Origin of the sequence: Williamsia sp. 1138 (assembly GCF_002095435.2) — a bacterium.
Lineage (GTDB): Bacteria > Actinomycetota > Actinomycetes > Mycobacteriales > Mycobacteriaceae > Williamsia.
This window is the reverse complement of the sequence record NZ_MJEJ02000036.1, coordinates 19,773-42,049: the sequence shown is the minus strand read 5'-3', so window position 1 is coordinate 42,049 and position 22,277 is coordinate 19,773. Positions and strand designations below refer to the sequence as shown.

19 protein-coding genes are annotated in these 22,277 nt (G+C 65.9%); 12 read left to right on the top strand and 7 right to left on the bottom strand.

The genetic code is table 11. The features are described 5' to 3' along the window. Positions 1-18: 18 nt before the first annotated feature. Both BH683_RS08600 and BH683_RS08595 read right to left on the bottom strand, forming a co-directional pair. On the bottom strand, positions 19-999 hold the full coding sequence (locus BH683_RS08600; RefSeq protein WP_084835847.1) for a 1-phosphofructokinase family hexose kinase: 981 nt from the start codon (positions 997-999) through the stop codon (positions 19-21). Beyond that, the gene (locus BH683_RS08595; RefSeq protein ID WP_084835846.1) at positions 996-1,763 is read right to left on the bottom strand and encodes a DeoR/GlpR family DNA-binding transcription regulator; all 768 of its coding nucleotides are present in this window, start codon (positions 1,761-1,763) and stop codon (positions 996-998) included. Before BH683_RS08595 ends, BH683_RS08600 begins: the two co-directional genes overlap by 4 nt. 162 nt (positions 1,764-1,925) lie before the next feature. Between BH683_RS08595 and BH683_RS08590 the strand changes: the two genes are divergently transcribed. Further along, a complete protein-coding gene (locus BH683_RS08590; protein ID WP_084835845.1) occupies positions 1,926-3,611 on the top strand; it encodes a putative PEP-binding protein in 1,686 nt (561 codons plus the stop codon). Positions 3,612-3,666: 55 nt separating this feature from the next. On the opposite strand, the gene BH683_RS08585 is transcribed toward BH683_RS08590, so the two are convergent. Beyond that, positions 3,667-4,971 (bottom strand): DoxX family protein, encoded by a 1,305-nt coding sequence (locus BH683_RS08585; RefSeq protein WP_084835844.1) that lies wholly within the window; start codon positions 4,969-4,971, stop codon positions 3,667-3,669. A 135-nt stretch (positions 4,972-5,106) separates the two neighbouring features. Between BH683_RS08585 and BH683_RS08580 the strand changes: the two genes are divergently transcribed. Then, a complete protein-coding gene (locus tag BH683_RS08580) occupies positions 5,107-5,640 on the top strand; it encodes a hypothetical protein (protein ID WP_143696014.1) in 534 nt (177 codons plus the stop codon). Positions 5,641-5,643: 3 nt separating this feature from the next. Here the strand turns inward: BH683_RS08580 and BH683_RS08575 are convergent, their stop codons facing one another. Together BH683_RS08575 and BH683_RS08570 are read right to left on the bottom strand one after the other, a co-directional pair. After that, the gene (locus BH683_RS08575; protein ID WP_084835842.1) at positions 5,644-6,318 is read right to left on the bottom strand and encodes an MBL fold metallo-hydrolase; all 675 of its coding nucleotides are present in this window, start codon (positions 6,316-6,318) and stop codon (positions 5,644-5,646) included. A gap of 37 nt (positions 6,319-6,355) precedes the next feature. Further along, positions 6,356-7,324, bottom strand: coding sequence for a helix-turn-helix domain-containing protein (locus BH683_RS08570; RefSeq protein WP_084835841.1), 969 nt, complete (start codon positions 7,322-7,324; stop codon positions 6,356-6,358). A 70-nt stretch (positions 7,325-7,394) separates the two neighbouring features. Here BH683_RS08570 and BH683_RS08565 point away from each other — a divergent pair, with 70 nt between their 5' ends. From BH683_RS08565 to ilvD, 4 genes are all read left to right on the top strand, one after another. Next, positions 7,395-8,702, top strand: coding sequence for an MFS transporter (locus BH683_RS08565; protein ID WP_084835840.1), 1,308 nt, complete (start codon positions 7,395-7,397; stop codon positions 8,700-8,702). 32 nt (positions 8,703-8,734) lie between these two features. Further along, positions 8,735-9,394: a YoaK family protein gene (locus tag BH683_RS08560; protein ID WP_084835839.1), complete on the top strand. Its 660-nt coding sequence runs from the start codon at positions 8,735-8,737 to the stop codon at positions 9,392-9,394. Between the two features lie 170 nt (positions 9,395-9,564). Then, positions 9,565-12,519 (top strand): excinuclease ABC subunit UvrA, encoded by a 2,955-nt coding sequence (gene uvrA / locus BH683_RS08555; RefSeq protein WP_084835838.1) that lies wholly within the window; start codon positions 9,565-9,567, stop codon positions 12,517-12,519. Positions 12,520-12,560: 41 nt separating this feature from the next. Then, positions 12,561-14,249 (top strand): dihydroxy-acid dehydratase, encoded by a 1,689-nt coding sequence (ilvD, locus tag BH683_RS08550; protein WP_084835837.1) that lies wholly within the window; start codon positions 12,561-12,563, stop codon positions 14,247-14,249. 78 nt (positions 14,250-14,327) lie between these two features. Here the strand turns inward: ilvD and BH683_RS08545 are convergent, their stop codons facing one another. Then, positions 14,328-14,672, bottom strand: coding sequence for a DUF1844 domain-containing protein (locus tag BH683_RS08545; protein ID WP_084835836.1), 345 nt, complete (start codon positions 14,670-14,672; stop codon positions 14,328-14,330). 355 nt (positions 14,673-15,027) lie between these two features. Between BH683_RS08545 and infC the strand changes: the two genes are divergently transcribed. The 6 genes from infC to pheT all read left to right on the top strand — a co-directional run bounded on the left by infC (position 15,028) and on the right by pheT (position 20,810). Then, a complete protein-coding gene (gene infC, locus BH683_RS08540) occupies positions 15,028-15,663 on the top strand; it encodes a translation initiation factor IF-3 (protein WP_084835835.1) in 636 nt (211 codons plus the stop codon). A 37-nt stretch (positions 15,664-15,700) separates the two neighbouring features. Then, positions 15,701-15,895 carry a 50S ribosomal protein L35 gene (gene rpmI, locus BH683_RS08535; RefSeq protein ID WP_084835834.1) on the top strand — a complete coding sequence of 65 codons (195 nt, stop codon included), beginning with the start codon at positions 15,701-15,703 and terminating at the stop codon, positions 15,893-15,895. 68 nt (positions 15,896-15,963) lie between these two features. Then, positions 15,964-16,344 carry a 50S ribosomal protein L20 gene (rplT, locus tag BH683_RS08530; RefSeq protein WP_084835833.1) on the top strand — a complete coding sequence of 127 codons (381 nt, stop codon included), beginning with the start codon at positions 15,964-15,966 and terminating at the stop codon, positions 16,342-16,344. A 17-nt stretch (positions 16,345-16,361) separates the two neighbouring features. Continuing rightward, positions 16,362-17,201 (top strand): RNA methyltransferase, encoded by an 840-nt coding sequence (locus BH683_RS08525; protein ID WP_084835832.1) that lies wholly within the window; start codon positions 16,362-16,364, stop codon positions 17,199-17,201. Between the two features lie 49 nt (positions 17,202-17,250). Beyond that, positions 17,251-18,282, top strand: coding sequence for a phenylalanine--tRNA ligase subunit alpha (locus tag BH683_RS08520; RefSeq protein WP_084835831.1), 1,032 nt, complete (start codon positions 17,251-17,253; stop codon positions 18,280-18,282). Between the two features lie 50 nt (positions 18,283-18,332). Then, positions 18,333-20,810 (top strand): phenylalanine--tRNA ligase subunit beta, encoded by a 2,478-nt coding sequence (pheT, locus tag BH683_RS08515; RefSeq protein ID WP_084835830.1) that lies wholly within the window; start codon positions 18,333-18,335, stop codon positions 20,808-20,810. On the opposite strand, the gene BH683_RS08510 is transcribed toward pheT, so the two are convergent. Beyond that, entirely contained in the window at positions 20,795-22,225 is a 1,431-nt protein-coding gene (locus BH683_RS08510) for an MFS transporter (protein ID WP_246833259.1), read from the bottom strand. The genes pheT and BH683_RS08510 overlap by 16 nt on opposite strands. Positions 22,226-22,277: the final 52 nt, after the last annotated feature.

Sequence of the window (22,277 nt, the reverse complement as noted above, 5' to 3'; positions counted from 1 at the left end):
GCATGGCGGTGCCGGCCATCAGTGGTTTCCGATGAGTGGGGTCAGGGCCGTGACGGTCACGCCCTCTGGGTTGGTGTGGTGCGGACTGGGCAGTGCCGTACCCGGCAGCGCCGCAGCGGCACTTCCATAGGCGACCGCTCGTGCGAGGCGGTCAGCCGGTCCGGCGTTCTCCAGATCGGCGAGTAGATATCCGGCCAGCGACGAGTCGCCGGCGCCGACCGTGCTGCGAGGCGCGATCGGAGGTGTGGTGGCGTACCAGGCTCCCTCGTCGGTGACCAGTACTGCGCCCGCGGCGCCGAGCGTGGCGAGCACCGCTCGCGGTCCGCCCCCGTCGACGAGCGACCGTGCAGCGCGGGCTGTCGGGAGCGGGTCACCCTGCTCGGCAGCTGCCTCGAGTGCGAGACCGTCGACCCCGGTGAGCTGACCGAGCTCTTCAGCGTTGGGTTTGATCAGATCTGGTGCAGCAACGGAGAATTCGGCGGCGAGAGCGAGCAACGGGGCGTCGGAGGTGTCGACCGCGATCTGTGCGGTTCCCGAGCGCAGCGTCGCGACGAGTTCTGCGTACCAGCGGTCGGGCACACCGGGTGGCAGCGATCCGGACAGCACGACCCAGGCCGAGGTCGTGGCGAGATCTTGCAGGCAGGTCGTCAACGCGCTGATCGACTCCAGGGGCAGCGTGGCTCCGGGTTCGTTGATCTTGGTGGTCGTCCCGTCCGGCTCGGTGACGGTGAGGTTCACTCGTGCGGTTCCGGGGTAGGCGATACCGCGATGATCGATGCCGGCGTCGGCGAGTGCGAGAAGGATCGGTTCACCATGGTTTCCGGGAAGCACCGCGGTGGCACGTTTGCCGGCCGAGGTGATGACCCGTGCGACGTTGACGCCCTTGCCGCCCGGATGGGTCGTCGCGCCTGTGGCGCGGTGGACGGCGCCGCGTCGGAGGGGTTCGGTGAGGCTGACAGTTCGGTCGATGCTCGGGTTGGCCGTGAGGGTGACGATCATGCGGTCACGACCTCGATGTCGTTGTCGATGAGTTCTCTACGATCGCGGTCGGCGATGGCGGAGTCGGTGACGAGTACGTCGATGCGATCGATGGGGGCGAAGCTGATCAGGTCTTCCCGACCGACCTTTGACGAATCGGCAACCACGACAACACGATGCGCACTTTCGACCATCGCTCTCTTGATGGCCGCCTCGTCGCTGTCGGGGGTGGACAGGCCATGTCGGAGGCTGATGCCGTTGGTGCCCACGAAGGCGACATCGAGGCGCATCGAACGCAGGGCCCTGATCGCGTCGTCGCCGACGACGGCCTGGGTGATCCCGCGGACCCGGCCACCGAGGAGATGCAGCCGTGTCCCACCGAGTCCGGCGACGCGTGCGGCGACGGGGATTGAGTTGGTGACGACCACGAGGTCGCTGTCGGTGGGCAGGTGTGCGGCCAGCCGTGCGGTGGTGGTGCCGGCGTCGACGAACACGCTGCCGCCGACCGGGGGAAGCTGGTCGATGGCGGCTTTACCGATGCGCTCCTTCTCGCCTGTGTAGGTGTGCTCACGTTCGTCGGTACCGAGCTCGATCGTCGTGAATGCCGACGCCGGGACTGCGCCGCCGTGCACCCGGCGGATGACGCCGGAGCGGTCCAACGAGGCGAGATCGCGTCGCACCGTCTCTGTGGTGACGCCGTACAGCTCGGACAGATCCGCCACCGACATGCGGCCCTTCTGCGCAATCAGTGCGGCCATTTCCTGCTGCCGCTCCTCTGCGTACATACTGTCCTCCAATGTGGGGCTGTGTTGATTCGCTACGTTGCTTTATGTTGTTTTATGCCCGTTCGTATTGCTTTGTCAAGGATTTTGGGTAATCTGTGTCACAGAGACAACAAATGAGTGGTCGTACGCACATCACTCTCACGGATCGTTCTAGGAGGTCGTATGACTACATCCACGCTGGTGGAGAGCCCACGGGGAGTGCTTCAAGGCACTCCTGTGGTTCCGGGAGTGGTTGCCGGGCCGGCGATTGTGCCCGCGCCTCGCATCCAACCGCAGATAAACACAGATGTGGTGCCCGAGGGGGAGCGCGAAGCCGAACTGCAGGCCTTCCGGTCGGCGAGCGCCGCCGTCGCCACGCGGCTGCAGAACCGGGCAGCCGTGTCCAGTGGTTCGGCATCAGAGGTGCTTGCCGCGAACGCTGCGATGGCCTCTGATCGGGGCTGGCTCGGCGCCGCCGAAAAGCTCATCACCGCCGGCAGCTCGGCCACCTCGGCCGCGCAGGCCGCGACCGAACAGTTCGTCACCCTCTTCACCAAGCTCGGTGGCCTGATGGCCGAACGGGTTACCGACCTTCGCGACGTCCGCGACCGGGTGCTGGCCGAGCTCGTCGGCGCGCCCGAGCCCGGGATCCCGGTGCCCGAGGTCCCGTCGATCCTGCTCACCGACGATCTCGCGCCCGCCGACACCGCGGGTCTCGACCCCGCGATGATCATCGGACTGGCCACCTCACTCGGAGGGCCGACCAGCCACACCGCGATCATCGCCCGGCAGCTGGGCATTCCCTGTGTCGTCGCGGTCGCAGGTCTGGAGACCATCGAGACAGGTACGCCGGTGATGCTCGACGGCGAGGCCGGAGAACTGACTGTCTCGCCCGATCCGCAGGTCGCTGCCGAGGCTGTTGCGCGGCATCGCCTGATCGCGGAGCGAACTGCTGCCTGGACGGGCCCGGGGGCGACGTCCGACGGCCATCGGGTGGATGTGCTCGCCAACGTCCAGGACGGTGCCGGCGCGCGGGTCGCTGCCGGGACCGCGGCCGGCGGTGTCGGCCTCTTCCGCACCGAGCTCTGCTTCCTGGACCGGGAGACCGAACCGACCGTTCCGGAGCAGGCGGCCATCTATCGCCAGGTGCTCGACGCCTTCCCCGATCAGAAGATGGTGATCAGGACCCTGGACGCTGGTTCGGACAAGCCATTGCGGTTCGCGGAGCACCCGGACGAGGCAAATCCGGCTCTGGGTGTGCGGGGAATCCGGATCGCCGCGAAGGACAGCGGAATCCTCGATCGGCAGCTCGACGCGATCGTCGACGCCGCGAAGGGACTGGAGAGTGCGCCCTGGGTGATGGCGCCGATGATTGCGACGGCGGCCGAGGCGAGGCGGTTCGCCGACAAGGTGCGCGAGCGGGGCCTGGTCCCGGGCGTGATGATCGAGGTCCCCGCTGCGGCGCTGTTGGCCGAGCGAATCCTCGAACATGTCGACTTCTTGTCCGTGGGCACCAACGACCTCGCGCAGTACACGATGGCGGCGGATCGGATGTCGGCCGAACTGGCCGAATTGACCGACCCGTGGCAGCCCGCAGTGCTCTCGCTCGTGGCCCGCACCGCTGCGGCGGGTGCTGCGGTGAACAAGCCCGTCGGGGTCTGCGGCGAGGCCGCGGCCGACCCGCTACTGGCATGCGTTCTTGTCGGGTTCGGGATCACCTCACTGTCGGCAGCGGCATCGGCGGTCGCCGGCGTCGGTGCGAAGCTGGAATCGGTGACCCTCGCCGACTGTGAGCGCGCGGCTGCAGCGGTCCTGGAGACCTCTGATCCGACAAGTGCGCGAGCAGTCGCCCGGAACGAACTGGGCTGAACTGCTCGCGCACTGGTCTTGAAAAACTAGAGGTCGAACGGATCCACTGGTCGGATCACTGGAACTTGGCCGCGGCCTTCTGTGCCTTCTTCGCCTGCTTCTTGGCCCGGCCGGACAACTTGACGCCCTCCTCGGCAGCGCGTTCGGCAAGCTCTGCCGCGTACACGCGAGCCGAGTCGGCGACCACCGGGGCCTTGTCGCGGGCCGTCGCCAGGTACTGCTCGGCGTAACCGTTGGTCGACTGCCATGCCTTCGACGCCGAATCGGCGAAGTCGGCACCGCGGTCGGCAGCAATGCCCTTGGCGTTCGCGCCGCTCTTGAGTGCTTGCGCGGTGAGCTTGGACTGCTTCTTGGCAGCCACCTTGCTCAATTCGGACTGCTTCTTGGCCGCCGCCTTGAGCAGCTCCGTCTGCTTCTTGTCTGCGCGCTTGCTGAGCTTGGCCTGCTTCTTCCCGGCCTGCTTGGCCAGTTTCGCCTGCCGCTTGGACGCTGCCTTGCTCAGTGCGGCCGTCTGACCGGCTGCCGTGTCAGCGAACTTGGTGCCCTTCTTGGACGCGACATCGGCGAACTCCGAAGCTCGCTCTGAAGCCACGCCGGCGAGCACCGCACCACGCTTGGTCGCGACATCTGCGAACTCGGACCCGCGCTTGGCTGCGACCTCGGCAAGCTCAGACCCACGCTCAGAGGCGACCTCGGCGAACGCGGCAGCCTTCTCGGAGGCGATCTGCGCCAGCTCCGACGCCCGGTCGGACGCCACGTCCGCGAACTTGCCGCCGCGATCGGCGGCGACCTCGGCCAGTTCACTCGTGCGCTCGGAGACCACGTCGGCGAGGTGCGAGGCCTTGTCCGCGAGCGCATCGGTGGACCCGGAGGAACCCGACGGCAGCACTGCGGCGACCTTGTCTCCGGCGACGGCGGCGGCTTTGCGGCCCCGCCACGCGAGCGACGGCTTGCCCTCGGTGTCGACGGTGGCGATCAGCAGCCCACCGAGAAGGCCTAGGTTCTTGATGAAGTGAGCCTGCTGCTCGGCACGCTCATGAGGGTCGGTCTCGTTCCAGAAATCGTTGCCCGCCAGCGTCGTGGGAATGACGACTCCGGCCAGGGTCAACGAGGCCAGCCGCGGGAACTTGCCGGTCGCGAGCGCGAGACCACCGATGATGTGCACCGCTCCGTTCACCCGCACGACGACCTGTGCGTCCGCGGGGATCAGATCGGCAACCTGCGGTGGAAGTTGGGTCTTTGCTTTGTCGACGAACGGCTGCGCGGTTTCGGCTAGCTGTTCTGGGCGTCGGATCGCATCTATCCCAGTGGCGATGAACGCGCTCGCGAGCAAGGGACGGGCTATTCGGCGGATCAGCATTTAAAGGGCCTCCTCAAGACATTGGTCTGTGTCGAGCCTGCTTAACGGACGGACTCCGTCGAGCCTATAGACCTGGCGGGGCCGGGGTACCCAATAGTCCGCTTGGCTAGTCCTCAAACGATGGAAGGAAGGGCATTGCCGATCACTCGCGCGGATGTCGGATGCTGGATCATCAAGTGCAATCCGGCAACCGGAACCGACTACTTCGGAACGCTGGACCGGATGCCGTCTACGGGCGTGTCGCCGACCGATCTACACCCGGACAGCTGGTGTCTGAGTGCCCGATCGAGGCGCCGCACGCTGGTGCGCGAGGGCGACCTCGTCGCGCTGTGGGTCACGGGCCCGAAGTACCCCGGCATCTATGAGTACGGGTGGGTCACCGGCGTCAGACCGGACGAACCGGCCGCCGGTCCCGAGTTCGGCGGCGGGAAAGACGCGGTACCGGACAAGCTCCACTACCAGGCCATTCGTCTGGGCCGCGCCGGGCACATAGCTCGATCGCTGGTCCAGGCGACGCCAGAACTCGCCGCGTGCGAACAACTTCGCGCGCCCATGATGTCGAACCCCAGCTACCTGACCGACGACGAAACAAGAGGGCTGGCGCAGCTCATCGCGGCGCGCCAGTCGGCTGAGCAACTCCGTGCCGCGCGGTGGGACACCCTGCTGTAGCAATCACCACCGGCGCTCGCGCCATTCCTCGAGGTGCGGACGCTCCGCACCGATCGTGGTGTCCAGCCCGTGACCGGGATAGACGACGGCACTGTCGTCGAAACGGTCGAACAACTTCGTCTTCACATCGTCGATCAGCGAGTCGAAGTCTTCAGGCGTCTGGGTTTTACCCACGCCGCCCGGAAAGAGTGAGTCACCGGTGAACAGGTGGGTGATGTCGTCGTCGAAGAACAAAGCGATCGAGCCGTCGGTGTGGCCTTTGAGGTGAATGGCCTCGAGGCGGAGGTCGCCGACCTCGATGACGTCGCCCTCGTCGATCAGTCGGTCGGTCTGCACCTGGATGGGTTCGGCGTCGATTCGGCCGGCTGCGGTGGGGAGCCCGGTCGCTTTCACCACCTCTTCCAGGGCGATCCAGTGGTCGGGGTGCCAGTGCGTGGTGAAGATCAGCTCGATGTTGCCGTGGGCCTTGATCAACTCGATGAGGGTGTCGGCATCGTTCGCGGCATCGATCAGCAGTGCCTTGCCGGTGCTCTTGTCGGTGATCACGTAGACGTTGTTGTCCATCGGACCGACGGACAACTTGACGATCGTCGCCTTCGGAGTGGATTTACGTTGTGGCACTTCGGATTCGCTGAAGTCGCCGGTGTAGGTGTCGGAGATCGGGGCCGCTGCGCTCATGGCCACAACCCTATCGGGTGCGCTCTGGGCGTGTACCTCACTCGCCGCCGAACGTGCGCCGGTATCGCGTCGGAGACATCCCGAGATGCTTGCGCAGTTGGTGTCGTAGGTTCGCGCCGGTCGCGAGACCGGACCGCCTGGCCACCTCGTCGATCGAAAGGTCGTGGAATTCGAGCAGTTCGCGGGCCCGGTGCATTCTCTGTTTGCGCACCCACACTGCCGGGGTGTCGCCCGTCTCCTCCCGAAATCGACGATTGAAGGTACGCACGCTCATGTTCGCGCGTTCGGCGAGCTGCGACACCGTGAGCGGTTCGGTGAGATGTTCGGCCGCCCAACTCCGGGTCGCCGATGTCGAATTGTCGGTGCTGTCCGGCACTGCCGAGTCGATGAACTGCGCCTGCCCACCGTCGCGCCACGGCGGCACCACGCAATACTTGGCCACCCGATTGGCGACCTTGGTCCCGTGGTCGGTCCGGATGATGTGCAGACAGAGGTCGATGCCCGCGGCCAGGCCGGCCGACGTCAACACATCGCCATCGTCGACGAACAGGACGTCTTCGTCGAGTTGCACCGAAGGATAGAGCCGCCTCAGGTCGGCGGCCTTGTCCCAGTGGGTCGTGGCCGGTCTGCCGTCGAGAAGGCCTGCCGCCGCGAGTGCGAAGGCGCCGGTACAGATCGACACCATCCGGGTACCGGGCCGAATGAGGTCGAAGGCTGCGCGCAGCTCGTCGGGGAACGTCCCGTCATAGCGCACCTGCTCCATCCGTGTCCCCGGGACGATCACGGTGTCGGCGTCGGCGAGTGCCTCGGATCCGCGGGCGGGCACGATGTCGTACCCGGACAGCGTGCTCACCGCGCTGCTGTCCAACCCGATCATCTCCACGACGTAGAGCGGGGTGCCGGCATCGTCCGACGCCTGACCGAACACCATCGACGGAATGGTCGCGTCGAACCCGACGACCGGTGCGAGCATCAGCACCGCGATGCGGTGCGGTGGTGACGACATGGCAGGAATTCTACATTTATTGTCATTTATGCCAATAGCGTCGTGAGTCCGAACCGGTCAGAGTTGAACGGTGACATCAGTCCGTCGAACGTCGGTGAGCGCTGATCGGCCACGCCTGCACTGGGCGTGGGTCGTTGCGGCGGTGAGCTTCATCGCGCTACTCGCGGCGGCCGGGTTCCGGTCGGTGCCGAGTGTGATGATGGATCCACTGCACATGGAGTTCGGCTGGTCGCACGGGACCGTCGGGCTCGCGATGTCGATCAACATGACGCTGTTCGGGCTCACCGCGCCGTTCTCGGCCGCCTTGATGGATCGTTTCGGGGTCCGGCCGATCCTGGCGGGAGCCCTGACGCTGATCGCCGTCGGGACCGCGCTGAGCGTCTTCATGACGGAGAGCTGGCAGCTGCTGCTGCTGTGGGGCGTCTGCGTCGGCATCGGCACGGGTTCGATCTCGATGGGTTTCGTCGCGACCGTGGCCACCCGGTGGTTCGTGGAGCGGCGAGGTCTCGTGACCGGTGTCCTGACCGCGGCGAGCGCGACCGGGCAGCTGATCTTTCTGCCTCTCGTCGCGCAGATCACGACCAGGCACGGATGGCGTCCCGCAGCGATCGTTGTTGCCGCAGCGGCCCTTGCGGTGGTCCCGTTGATCATCTTTTTCATGCGAGATCACCCTGCGGACAAGGGAATCGGCCCCTACGGAGCGCCGCTGCAGGCGACCGCGCCGAAAGCCGTCGGTGGCAGCTTCCGGGCGGCGTTCGACGGCCTCATCCTGGGCGCGCGCACCAGGGTGTTCTGGCTGCTGGCGGCCTCGTTTGCGATCTGCGGAGCCACCACCAACGGCCTGATCGGAACCCACTTCATCCCGGCTGCGCATGACCACGGCATGCCGACGACGGTGGCCGCGAGTCTGCTCGCCACGATCGGTGTCTTCGACGTGGTCGGCACCATCTTCTCGGGATGGCTCACCGACCGCGTCGACCCGAGAGTGCTGTTGGGCGTCTATTACGTCGGCAGGGGAGTGTCGTTGCTGGCTCTTCCGGTGTTGCTCTCGCCGCACGCCGAGCCGAGCACCTGGGTGTTCATCATCTTCTACGGGTTGGACTGGGTGGCCACGGTGCCCCCGACGATCGCGCTGTGCCGCAATCACTTCGGGGGCGACACCCCCGTCGTCTTCGGCTGGGTCTTCGCCTCGCATCAGCTCGGGGCAGCCGTCGCGGCATTCGGTGCCGGGTATCTGCGGGACGAGCACGGCGGATATGACATGGCGTTCTACGCAGCATCGGGGCTGTGCCTGGTGGCCGCACTGCTCTGCGTCGGCATCCGCCGTCGGCCCGCATCCGCGCAGGACGTGAAGGCACCGACCCCGGCGCATACTTGAGCCCAAGCGGTCGTCGGGGTCGAAGGAGGCGCGTGCGCACGATCAATCGTGGAGAGCTCGCGTTGGCGGCTGCACTGTCCGCGGTCGCGGGGTATGTCGACGCAGTGGCCTTCGTGCACCTGGGCGGCTACTTCGTCTCCTTCATGAGCGGGAACACGACGCAGATGTCCGCGTCGGTCGTCGAGGCCATGACGGGACCGGCCCTCAAATGCCTGTCGATCATCGCGCTGTTCGTCGTCGGGGTGATGGCCGGAACCATCGTGAGGAGACTGACCGGGGAGGCTCGCGGTAGGTCTGCGGTGATGCTGTCGGTGTCGGTCGCGCTGGGAGTGGCCGCAGTGCTGGGTTCGGTGTGGTCGGGTTACGCGGCGCTGATGGTGGCCGCGGTCGCGATGGGCATGCTCAACTCCGTGTTCGAGAAGTCCGGCGAGGTCTCGGTGGGGCTGACCTACATGACGGGCACTCTGGTCAAGGCCGCCCAGCGCCTGGTGGATGCGGCGTTCGGGGGCGAGCGCTGGGTGTGGGCGCGGCACCTGCTGCTGTGGCTCTCGATGGCGGTCGGGGCGTTGATCGGCGCGGCCGCCTACCGGGGAATGGACCTGGGGTCGCTGTGGTTCCCCTTTGTGACCGTTGCCTCGCTCACGGCCGTCATCGTGTTCGTCCCGGCTGGTCAGGGGAACGTCAGGGCGTAGTGGCCGGCCGCGCGCGGTTCGCCGGGTCCGCCGCCGCCGGTACCTTGTCAGAGGGTGCCTCTAGCATTGCCGGGTACGCCTGCGCGAACACCAAAGGCCGACGCTGTCGCTGCGCAAAACCCCCGCAACGACAGTCGGCAACACCTGATTCGACACCGAAAAGGACCACAGTGGCTGATCGCCTCATCGTGCGCGGAGCCCGCGAGCACAACCTGCGTGGCATCGACGTTGACCTGCCCCGCGAAAGCCTGATCGTTTTCACGGGCCTATCCGGGTCCGGAAAATCGAGCCTGGCCTTCGACACCATCTTCGCCGAGGGCCAGCGTCGCTATGTCGAGTCGCTGTCGGCGTATGCGCGGCAGTTCCTCGGTCAGATGGACAAGCCCGACGTCGACTTCATCGAGGGGCTCTCGCCTGCGGTGTCCATCGACCAGAAGTCCACCAACCGCAACCCGCGGTCGACGGTCGGCACCATCACAGAGGTGTATGACTACCTCCGCCTGCTCTACGCCCGTGCAGGCAAGGCCCACTGCCCCGAGTGTGGTTCGGCGATCGAGAAGCAGACCCCGCAGCAGATCGTCGACCAGGTGCTCGCGATGGAACAGGGCATCAAATTCCAGGTACTCGCACCTGTGGTCCGTACGCGTAAGGGCGAGTTCGTCGACCTCTTCGGCACCCTTCAGACCCAAGGCTTTTCACGAGCCAGGATCGACGGTGTCGTCTACCCGTTGACCGACCCGCCGAAGCTGAAGAAGCAGGAAAAGCACGACATCGAGGTGGTGGTCGACCGGCTCTCGGTCAAGGCCACGGCCAAGCAGCGTCTCACCGATTCCGTGGAGACCGCACTCGGCCTCGCCGACGGTGTCGTCGTGCTGGACTTCGTGGATCTGGAAGAGGATGACCCGGATCGGGAGCGCCGCTTCTCCGAGCGGATGGCCTGCCCGAACGGCCATCCGATCGCGATCGATGATCTCGAGCCACGGTCCTTCTCGTTCAACTCGCCGTACGGTGCCTGCCCCGACTGCGACGGCCTCGGAATCCGCAAGGAGGTCGACGAAGAACTCGTCGTCCCCGATGCCGATCTCTCGCTGGCGGACGGCGCCATCGCGCCGTGGTCGGGCGGTCACAACGCCGACTACTTCCTGCGTCTGCTCTCCGGTCTCGGCGACGAGATGGGTTTCGACACCAAGACCCCGTGGAAGAAGCTGCCTCTCAAGGCGCGCAAGGCGATCCTGAACGGCAGTGAGCACCAGGTGCACGTCCGGTTCCGTAACCGTTACGGCCGCACGCGTTCGTATTACACCGAGTTCGAAGGCGTGATGTCGTTCCTGCACCGCCGCATGGAGCAGACCGAGTCCGAGCAGATGAAAGACCGCTACGAGGGCTACATGCGCGACATCCCGTGCCCGGCGTGCGCCGGCGCACGGTTGCGTCCGGAGATTCTCGCGGTCACGCTCGACCACCATCGCTACGGCGAGAAGTCGATAGCGGAGGTCTGCGCACTGTCGGTCGCCGAGTGCGCCGACTACCTGTCCGACCTCAAGCTCGGCAGCCGTGAGCAGGCCATCGCCGGCCGCGTGCTCAAGGAGGTGCAGTCGCGCATCACGTTCCTGCTCGACGTCGGCCTGGAGTATCTGTCACTCTCGCGCGCCGCAGGGTCGTTGTCCGGTGGTGAGGCGCAACGTATCCGCCTCGCCACCCAGATCGGCTCCGGTCTGGCCGGGGTGCTCTACGTCCTCGACGAACCGTCGATCGGTCTGCACCAGCGCGACAACCGGCGGCTCATCGACACCCTGACCAGGTTGCGGAACCTGGGTAACACGCTGATCGTCGTCGAACACGACGAAGACACCATCCGCTCGGCGGACTGGATCGTCGACATCGGTCCCTACGCGGGGGAGCACGGCGGGCGGGTCGTCCACAGCGGCAGCTACGAGGACCTGCTCAAGAACGAGGAATCGCTCACCGGTGCGTACCTCTCCGGTCGCGAGTTCCTCGAGGTCCCCGCCATCCGCAGGCCCATCGACCGCAAGCGGCAGCTGACCGTCGTCGGTGCGCGCGAACACAACCTGCAAGGCATCGACGTGGTGTTCCCACTCGGCGTGCTCACCGCGGTCACCGGCGTGTCCGGGTCGGGCAAGTCCACCCTCGTCAACGACATCCTGGCCACGGTGATGGCGAACAAGCTCAACGGCGCCCGCCAGGTGCCCGGACGGCACACCCGCATCAACGGCATGGACAACCTGGACAAGCTCGTGCGGGTCGACCAGTCTCCGATCGGCCGCACTCCGCGATCCAACCCGGCGACCTACACTGGTGTGTTCGACAAGATCCGCACCCTGTTCGCCGCGACCACAGAGGCGAAGGTCCGCGGATACCAACCGGGCCGGTTTTCGTTCAACGTCAAGGGCGGCCGCTGTGAGGCCTGCACCGGCGAGGGCACGATCAAGATCGAGATGAACTTCCTGCCCGACGTGTACGTGCCGTGCGAGGTCTGCCACGGTGCGCGGTACAACCGCGAGACCCTGGAAGTCCACTACAAGGGCAAGACCATCTCCGAGGTCCTGGACATGCCTATCGAAGAGGCAGTCGACTTCTTCGAGGCCATCACCTCGATCCATCGGTACCTCAAGACCCTCAACGACGTCGGTCTGGGCTATGTCCGCCTCGGGCAGCCCGCTCCGACACTGTCAGGTGGCGAGGCGCAGCGTGTGAAGCTGGCCGCAGAACTCCAGAAGCGGTCGACCGGACGCACGGCGTATGTCCTGGACGAGCCGACGACGGGTCTGCACTTCGAGGACATCCGCAAGCTGCTCAAGGTGATCAACGGACTCGTCGACAAGGGCAACTCCGTGATCGTCATCGAGCACAACCTCGACGTCATCAAGACGGCCGACTGGGTCATCGACATGGGACCCGAAGGTGGTTCCGGCGGCGGTACGGTCGTCGCGGAGGGCACGCCCGAAGACGTCGCGGCGGTTCCGGCCAGTCACACCGGTCGCTTCCTGGCTGACATCCTCTCGCCCGCCGAGGCCGCGACACCCGTGAAGGCGAAACGCAAAGCTCCCGCACGAAAGACAGTTGCGAAGCAGACTGGACGTAAGCGAGCAGTCGCCGCGAGCTGAGTCAGCCCCTCGGACCGCGCATCAACTCTAGGAGCCAGTACATGGTCGACATGAAACCCCGTAGTCGCACGGTCACCGACGGAATCACCGCGGCTCCCAGCCGCGGCATGCTCCGTGCGGTCGGCATGGGCGACGAGGACTGGGACAAACCCCAGATCGGCATCGGGAGCTCGTGGAACGAGATCACCCCGTGCAACCTGTCACTCGATCGGTTGGCGCAGGCCGCCAAGGAGGGTGTGCACGCCGGACTCGGGTACCCGCTGCAGTTCGGCACCATCTCCGTGTCCGACGGAATCTCGATGGGTCATGAGGGCATGCACTTCTCGCTGGTGTCGCGCGAGGTGATCGCCGACTCGGTGGAGACCGTGATGCAGGCCGAGCGCCTCGACGGCTCGGTACTCCTCGCCGGTTGTGACAAGTCGCTGCCGGGCATGCTCATGGCTGCCGCCCGCCTCGACCTGGCGTCGGTTTTCCTCTACGCCGGCACCATCGCGCCCGGTTGGGTCAAGCTCAGTGACGGCTCCGAACGCGACGTCACCCTGATCGACGCATTCGAGGCGGTCGGGGCATGCCGGGCCGGGAAGATGTCCGAGGACGATCTCGGCCGCATCGAACGTGCCATCTGTCCCGGAGAAGGTGCGTGCGGAGGCATGTACACCGCCAACACGATGGCCTCCATCGCGGAAGCGCTGGGTATGAGCCTGCCCGGGTCGGCGTCGCCGCCGGCCGCGGACCGTCGTCGCGATGCCTTCGCGCATCGCTCCGGCGAGGCCGTCGTCAACCTGATCCGTCAGGGCATCACCACCCGCGACATCATCACCAAGCCGGCACTCGAGAACGCCATCACCATCACGATGGCCCTCGGCGGCTCGACCAACGCCGTGCTGCATCTGCTGGCCATCGCGAGCGAGGCCGAGGTCGAGTTGCATCTCGACGACTTCAACAAGATCGGCGACCGCACCCCACACCTCGGTGATCTCAAGCCGTTCGGCCGCTATGTCATGAACGACTTCGACCGGTACGGCGGCATCCCCGTGATCATGAAGGCGCTGCTCGATGCCGGCCTGCTGCACGGCGACGCATTGACGGTCACCGGCAAGACGCTTGCCGAGAACCTCGGCGAGATGGACATCGCCCCACTGGACGGCAAGGTCATCCGCGCTCTGGACAATCCGATCCACAAGACCGGTGGCATCACCGTCCTGCACGGTTCGCTCGCGCCGCAGGGTGCGGTGGTCAAGTCGGCAGGTTTCGACGCCGACACCTTCGAAGGGCCTGCCCGCGTCTTCGAACGCGAACAGGGAGCGTTGGCCGCGTTGGCCGACGGCGTCATCAAGGCGGGCGATGTCGTGGTCATCCGCTACGAAGGCCCCAAGGGCGGTCCGGGAATGCGCGAGATGCTGGCCATCACCGGCGCCATCAAGGGCGCCGGCCTCGGCAAAGACGTCCTGCTGCTGACCGATGGTCGATTCTCCGGGGGCACGACCGGCCTGTGCATCGGCCACATCGCGCCCGAGGCGTCCGACGGGGGACCGGTGGCATTCATTCGAGACGGCGACACCATCCGCGTCGACATCGCGGGCCGCACCCTCGATCTCCTCGTCGACGACGACGAGCTCGAGGCACGCAAGCAGGACTGGCAGCCGCTCGACCACAAGTATCAGCGTGGCGTGCTGTCGAAGTACGCGAAGCTCGTCCGCTCGGCGTCGGTTGGCGCTGTCACCCACTGACCCCCGGGCCCCCCGATTTTGGTGGCTTTCGGCGAGTAAAAGCCCAGGTCGGCTCCGCCAGAAGCCACCAAAACCGGGCTAGACGGGGCCGGTCTGTTTCTCGCCTGGGCCCTGGCCGGGCTCGTCCGGGTGTGCGCTGGCTTCGCGGAACGCGAGCTGCAGGCTTTTGAGTCCGTCGCGGAGGGCCGAGGCGTGGATCCCGAGGTCGGAGACCGACGCCTGGATCAACCCGGCGAGCGCGGTGATCAGTTTGCGGGCCTCGTCGAGATCCAGATGGGGACTCGTCGACGGGTCGGCCTCGGACAGGCCGAGCTTCTCGGCGGCCGCACTCATGAGCATCACCGCGGACCGCGTGATCACCTCGATCGCCGGGATTTCGGCCAGCTCACGCACGTCAGGCTCGGAATTCATGTTTTCCGTCATGCCTGTTAGACTTTCACCTACGACCGCCCTGGCTCACGCCGGGGTTGCAAGTGGAGTTCACACTCCCACCGCTCGACATCGTGCGTTCGCAAGAACCAACGAAGAGTTGAACGGTCCGGTTTTGTCGCCGGAGATGCCGCACCGCGGAATATCTCCGGTGGTCTCTGAGTTGGAGGCTTTGATCGCTGTGATGCGATAGGTGACATGAACCGGTCGGTGTGGGCCCCGTCGATGACATTCATCGATCCGGGGCCTTTTCGCTGAGGATCTGTCTCACCAGTTGCGGCTGCGGTCAAACTGAAAACGTCTGCCACGAGGAACCACCTGCGTACGCGGACACAAATGAGGAGGCCCCATCAGCACTGAGACTCGTATCAATGAGCGTATCCGCGTACCTGAGGTCCGTCTTGTCGGACCCAACTCGGAGCAGGTCGGCATCGTCCGTGTGGAAGATGCCCTGCGCTTGGCTATCGAGGCCGATCTCGATCTGGTCGAGGTAGCCCCGAACGCCCGCCCACCGGTCTGCAAGATCATGGACTACGGCAAGTTCAAATACGAGGCGGCACAGAAGCAGCGCGAATCGCGTCGCAACCAGCAGATGACCGTCATCAAGGAGCAGAAGCTCCGCCCGAAGATCGACGACCACGATTACGAGACCAAAAAGGGTCACGTCATCCGCTTCCTCGAAGCAGGGTCGAAGGTCAAGGTGACGATCATGTTCCGCGGACGCGAGCAGTCCCGACCCGAGCTCGGTTACCGACTGTTGCAGCGCCTCGGCGCCGACGTCGGAGACTTCGGCTTCGTCGAGACCTCTGCCAAGCAAGACGGCCGCAATATGACGATGGTCCTGGCCCCGCACAAGGGTGCCAAGACCAAGGCACAAGCCCAGAAAACCCACCCCCCGCAAGAGGCACATCCGCGCCCCGCACCGGGCCCGGCCGGCGAAGCGAAGCCAGACTCAGGATCGGCCCCGGCCGCTCCGACGAGCTGATCGCACTCACAGGTCGACGACACAGGAAGGCATTTCCATGCCCAAGAGCAAAACCCACAAGGGAACCGCGAAGCGTTTCAAGGTGACCGGCAGCGGCAAGATCGTTCGCCAGCGGGCGAATCGTCGCCACTTGATGGAGCACAAGCCCACCAAGCGAACCCGTCGACTCGATGGCACCGTCGTCGTTTCCGAAAAGGATGTTCCCCGCATCAAGCGGTTGCTGAACATCTGATTGCGCTTCGAACCAGACCACCCCGCTACCGGTTCCCGGTGGCCAATTACTAAGAGGTAAATCAAGCTATGGCACGCGTAAAAAGGGCAGTGAACGCCCAGAAGAAGCGTCGTTCAACCCTGGAGGCTTCCAAGGGTTACCGCGGACAGCGTTCGCGGCTCTACCGCAAGGCCAAAGAGCAGCAGCTCCACTCGCTGACCTACGCCTACCGCGACCGCCGCGCCCGCAAGGGTGAGTTCCGCAAGCTGTGGATCTCGCGGATCAACGCTGCGGCCCGGGCCAACGACATCACCTACAACCGATTCATCCAGGGTCTGAAGATCGCTGGTGTCGAGGTCGACCGCAAGATCCTCGCCGAGATCGCCGTGAGTGATCCCGAGGCCTTCACGGGTCTGGTTGCTGTGGCCAAGAAGGCCCTGCCTTCGGACGTCAACGCTCCGGCCGCCTGATCGAGCCCGCCATAAACATCCCCGCGCCGGACGTTCTCACCGAACGTTCGGCGCGGGTTGTTTCGTATGCCAAGCTGCACCGGTCCGCAGGCCGTCGTAAGGCCGGGACGTTTCTGGCCGAAGGGGCCAATGCGGTGGAGTCGGCCCTTACCACCCGGCGCGCGGAAGTACTGCTCGCGACCGAGGACGCGCTCTATCGGTACCCGGATCTCATCGCGACCGCCGGCGGAGGTGGGGTCGAGGTGGTGCGCATCTCCGACGGAGCCGCCGACAAACTCGCCGAGACGATCACGAGCGCTGGTCTTTTCGTGGTCTGCGACCTGGTCGACGTGACGATGGAGTCCGTGCTCGCGAGCACGCCGCGGCTGCTGGCCGTGCCCGTCGAGATGACCGATCCCGGCAATGCCGGGACCCTGATCAGGACAGCCGACGCCATGGGGGCCGATGCGGTCATCCTCGCCGGAGACAGCGTCGACCCGCACAACGGCAAGTGTGTCCGGTCCACCGCAGGCAGTGTGTTCCACATCCCGATCGCGCGGGAACGGGATACCGATGAGGTGCTCTCGGCCCTGCGTGCTGCCGGGGTGGCGATCTGCGCAACCGCTGGTGATGGGGAGCTGAGTCTGCCCGACGCCGCTGAGGTGCTCGCGGGCCCGACGGCCTGGCTGTTCGGGAACGAAGCGCACGGCCTGTCGCCGAATGTATTGGCCCGTGCCGACCACCGGATCTCCATACCGATCCACGGCCGCGCGGAGAGTCTCAACCTGGCCGCGGCGGCAGCGATCTGCCTCTATGCCAGCGCCGATGCCCGGAGCCGGGTCGACTACCCTCGAACCGGACCAAACCCGACCCACTGACCCCGTACTTCAGCCCAGAAGTCACTTACCTTAGGGAGTTACCGCAGCCGTGGCCGACGTCGACGAACAGACACTGGCGAGTGCAGTTGATGCTGCTGTCGCGGCATTTTCGGACGCCGCGACGTTGCCGGACCTCGCAATCGCGAAGACCGAGCATCAGGGTGACAAGTCGCCCATCGCACTGGCGCGTCGCGAGCTCGGTTCACTGCCCAAGGAGAAGAAGGCCGAGGTCGGCAAGCTCGTCAATGTGGCTCGCGGACAGGTGCAAAAGGCGTACGAGGAGCGACTTGCTGCGCTGACTGCCGAGCGTGACGCCGCGGTGCTGATTGCCGAAGCGATCGACGTCACGCTGCCCACCACCCGTCGGCCTCTTGGTGCCCGCCACCCGATCACCGTGATCGGCGACCAGGTCGCCGATGTGTTCGTCGGGATGGGCTGGGAGATCGCCGAGGGTCCCGAGGTCGAGACCGAGCACTTCAACTTCGACGCACTCAACTTCTTGCCGGATCATCCCGCCCGGTCGATGCAGGACACGTTCTACATCGCTCCGCCCGAGTCGCGTCAGGTCCTGCGCACGCACACCTCACCGGTGCAGGTGCGGGCGATGCTGTCGCGCGAGCTCCCGATCTATGTCGCGTGTCCGGGACGGACCTTCCGGACCGACGAACTCGACGCCACCCACACGCCGGTCTTTCATCAGGTGGAGGGCCTTGCGGTCGACAAGGGCCTCACGATGGCGCATCTGCGCGGCACGCTCGACCACTTCGCCAAGGCGCTGTTCGGTCCCGAGACCGTGACGCGCATGCGGCCCAGCTACTTCCCGTTCACCGAGCCCTCGGCCGAGGTCGATGTGTGGTTCACCGGCAAGAAGGGTGGTGCAGGCTGGGTCGAGTGGGGTGGCTGCGGAATGGTTCATCCGAACGTGTTGCGGGCCAGCGGCATCGACCCAGAGGTCTATTCCGGATTCGCTTTCGGGATGGGTCTGGAGCGCACCTTGCAGTTCCGCAACGACCTGCCCGACATGCGCGACATGGTCGAGGGCGACATCCGCTTCACCGTGCCTTTTGGCCCCGGTGCCTGAGCGCCCGCCGAGCCCGAGTCCGCAGAACAAACGAAAGAGCTGAGTTTCCAGTGCAACTAGCGCAGTCGTGGCTGACCGAGATCCTGCAACACGGCACTCCCGGGTGGACGAGGCCGTCGGCAGAGATCGACGAGGCCTTTGTGCGAGTCGGTTTCGAGATCGAAGAGATCACGCCGTTGCCGGTCATCACGGGACCGCTGGTCATCGGCAGGGTCGAACACATCGAGCAGCTCACCGAGTTCAAGAAGCCGATCCGGTTCTGTCAGGTCGACGTGGGCGAATCCGAACCCCGTGGGATCGTCTGCGGTGCCCAGAACTTCGCCGAAGGCGACTTGATCGTCGCAGCGCTACCCGGCAGTGTGCTGCCCGGCGACTTCGCGATCGCTGCGCGCACGACGTACGGCAAGACCTCCGACGGCATGATCTGTTCGGTGTCCGAGATGGGGATCGGCAACGATCACAGTGGGATCCTGGTCCTGCCCCCCGAGATTGCCGCACCCGGTGCCGATGCCCGTGAGGTGCTCGGCCTGAACGACACGATCATCGACGTCAACGTCACGCCGGACCGGGGCTATGCGTTCTCGGCACGCGGCCTCTCGCGGGAACTCGCCTGTAGCTTCGACCTGCCGTTCGTCGATCCGGCCACCGCGCCGTCGATCCGGACGAGCGTCGGAGAATCAGGTTGGCCCGTGCACCTCGACCCCGAATCAGGCGCCACCCGGTACTGCGCCCTGGTGGTTCGCGGGATCGATCCGACAGCACCGAGCCCGTGGTGGATGGCCAAGCGGCTCATGCTCTCCGGAGTGCGGCCCATCTCGGCAGCAGTCGATATCACCAACTACGTCATGCTGGAGCTGGGTCAGCCGCTGCACGCATTCGACGCGGGCAAGATCTCCGGCGACATCCGGGTTCGGCGCGCACACCCGGGAGAGCAGCTCATCACGCTCGACGACACCACGCGCATGCTGGACCCCGAAGATGTTGTCATCACCGATGACAGTGGCCCGATCGCCCTTGCCGGCGTGATGGGTGGCGCAGCGACCGAGATCGGTGCGCAGAGTGCCGATGTGCTGCTCGAGGCTGCGACGTTCGATCCGGTCGCAGTGTTCCGCACCGCCAAGCGGCATCGATTGACGAGTGAGGCGAGCAAACGGTTCGAGCGCGTGGTCGACCCGAAGGTCACCGACGTCGCGGTGCTGCGTGCTGCCCAGCTCCTCGTCGAGATCTGCGGGGGCACGGTTGATTCGACGTACACCGATGCCGGTTCGGTACCGCCGCCCGCGACGGTGTTGATGGCCGAGCAGGCCCCGTCGGCGACGGCAGGCATCGAGTACCCGGTCGGCGTTGCCCAGCAACGACTCGTTCAGGTGGGCGCGACTGTCGAGGTGGCAGGCGAGATGCTTGCGGTGACCCCTCCCAGTTGGCGTCCCGATCTGCGACAGAGCGCGGATCTGGTCGAAGAGGTACTTCGACTCGAGGGTTACGAGAACATTCCCGTTCAGCTGCCGACGGCACCGGGTGGACGTGGTCTGGCTCCGCGTCAGATCCGCCGCCGCAGCGTCGGCCGCAGCTTGGCGCTGTCCGGATACGTCGAGGTACTGCCGTACCCGTTCATGCCGGCGGGAGTGTTCGATGTCTGGAACCTGCCCGTGGACGATCCACGTCGCGACGCCGTCACGGTCCTGAACCCACTCGAGGCCGATCGGCCGGCACTGAACACCACTCTGCTTCCGGGACTGCTCGAGATGGTCGGCCGCAACCTGGCCCGCGGACAACGGGATCTGTCGATGTACACGATCGGCCAGGTGGTCCTCGGTGGCGGCAACGTGCGTCCCGTTCCGCAGTTGCCCGTGGACCGTCGGCCTTCTGCGGAGCAGATCGCCGAGTTGGTCGAATCGCTTCCGGCGCAACCACTGCATGTCGCAGCGGTTCTCACAGGACTGCGAGAGCCGGCCGGGCCGTGGGGCAAGGGCCGTGCCGCCGACACCACCGACATCTTCGATGCTGTCACCATCATCGGCCAGGCCGCGGGCGTCGAGTTGACTCTGAAGTCGGCTGCGGAGCTGCCGTGGCATCCGGGCCGGTGCGCGCAGATCCTCGCCGGCGGCGCCGTGGTCGGCTGGGCAGGTGAGCTGCATCCGGCAGTGCTGGAGAAGTCGCATCTGCCCGCGCGCTCGCTGGCTCTCGAGATCGATCTCGATGCGGTCCCGGTGGACTCCGAGCTCGTGTCACCGAGGATTTCGCCGTATCCGCCTGTGCTGCAAGACCTTGCGGTGGTCGTGGATGCGGACGTGGCCGCCGAGGATGTCCGCGCCGCGCTACGCGAGGGCGCCGGCGATCTGCTCGAGAGCATCGGACTGTTCGACGTGTTCACCGGCGACCAAGTCGGAGAGGGACGCAAGTCCCTCACCTTCTCGCTGCGCTTCCGCGCGACGGACCGGACTCTCACCGAGGACGAGGCCACGGCCGCCCGCGACGCCGCCCTGGCGAAGGCGACGTCGGCGGTCGGCGCTCAGATACGCGGCTGACCGTCAGCCGAATTGACCAGTTCCGCAGACGTCGCGGAGACGTCGTCACCCGAGGCGCGGTGGCCACGCAGGGTGAGCGCTGCGATCACGGCGCCCACTGTGGCCAACCCGGCCGAGACCCACAGCGCCTTGTCGAGACCCGCGACGTAGGCGTGTGGGTCCATCCCGGAGAACGCGGCCTCCGCGGGTAGCAACGCTCCGAGTGCTGCCACGCCCACCGCGATACCCGTCTGCCGGAACGCGTCGTTGATGCCGGCGGCGAGCCCGGAATGCTCGGCCGCGCTGGCGTCGAGCACGAGACCGCTCATCACCGGATTGAAGATCCCGGCGCCGATCATGGCTACGAGCATGCCGGGCAGGATCGTCCACTTCGAGCTGTCGACGTCTGCGACTGTGGTCATCGCGAGCCCGACCCCGACGAGCAGCAGCGAACCGCAGAGCAGAATCCACGCAGGCACACGTTGTCCGAGCTGCGCTGTCCCGCCGGCGACGACGAACATCGCTGCTGTGGCAGGCAGGTACACCAGGCCCGCTTCGATCGGGCTCATGCCGAGCACACTCTGCAGGTAGATGGTGGTGTAGAGGAACACCGAGAACAGGGATACGGAAATGGCGAACGCGGCGATCTGGGCACCGGTGAATGCTCGGTTACGGAACATCTCGAGGGGAAGCATCGGCTGGGTCACCCGCATCTCGACGGCGACGAAAGCTGCCGAGCACACGATTGCTATCGCGAAGGATGCCACTGTGATGGTCTCGGTCCACCCGTGCTCGTTGCCGCGGAGCAGCGCCAGCACGAGGGTCGCCAGCCCGATGGATGCGAAGACCTGCCCGCCGATGTCGAGGCGACGGAAGTCCGGGTCACGTGATTCGGGTACCCACGTCATGGTCGCCCAGAGCGCGAGAATGCCGATCGGGAGATTCACGACGAAGATGGCCCGCCAGTCCAGCCATTCCGTGAGCATGCCGCCTGCCAACGGCCCGAGTGCGAACGCGCCGCCGATGGTGGCGCCATACGCGGCCAGCGCGCCTGCGCGATCCTTACCCGGCGCGAACACGTCGGCGAGCAGCGCCAGCGAACACGCGAACAAGACTGCGCCACCCAGACCTTGGAGTGCGCGGGCGACATCCAGGGTCAAGATGTTCGGAGCGATCGCGCACACCACGGATGCGGTGGTGAACAGGATGAGTCCGACGACGAAGACTTGTCTGCGGCCTCGCCGGTCAGCCCACGATCCTGCGCTCAGTACCACGGTCGCAAGTGCGAGGGTGTAGGCGTCGACGACCCACTGCAGGCTTGTCATGCCGGCATCGAGGTCGACGGCTATGGATGGAAGGGCCGTGTTCACAACCGCGATGTCGAGCATGAGCATGGCGGTGGTGACACAGACCACCACTAGGGTCGCTCGTCGCACCGTCGCGGAGTATGTCGTTCTTGGGCTGGTATGCGCTGTCATGCTTTCCAAG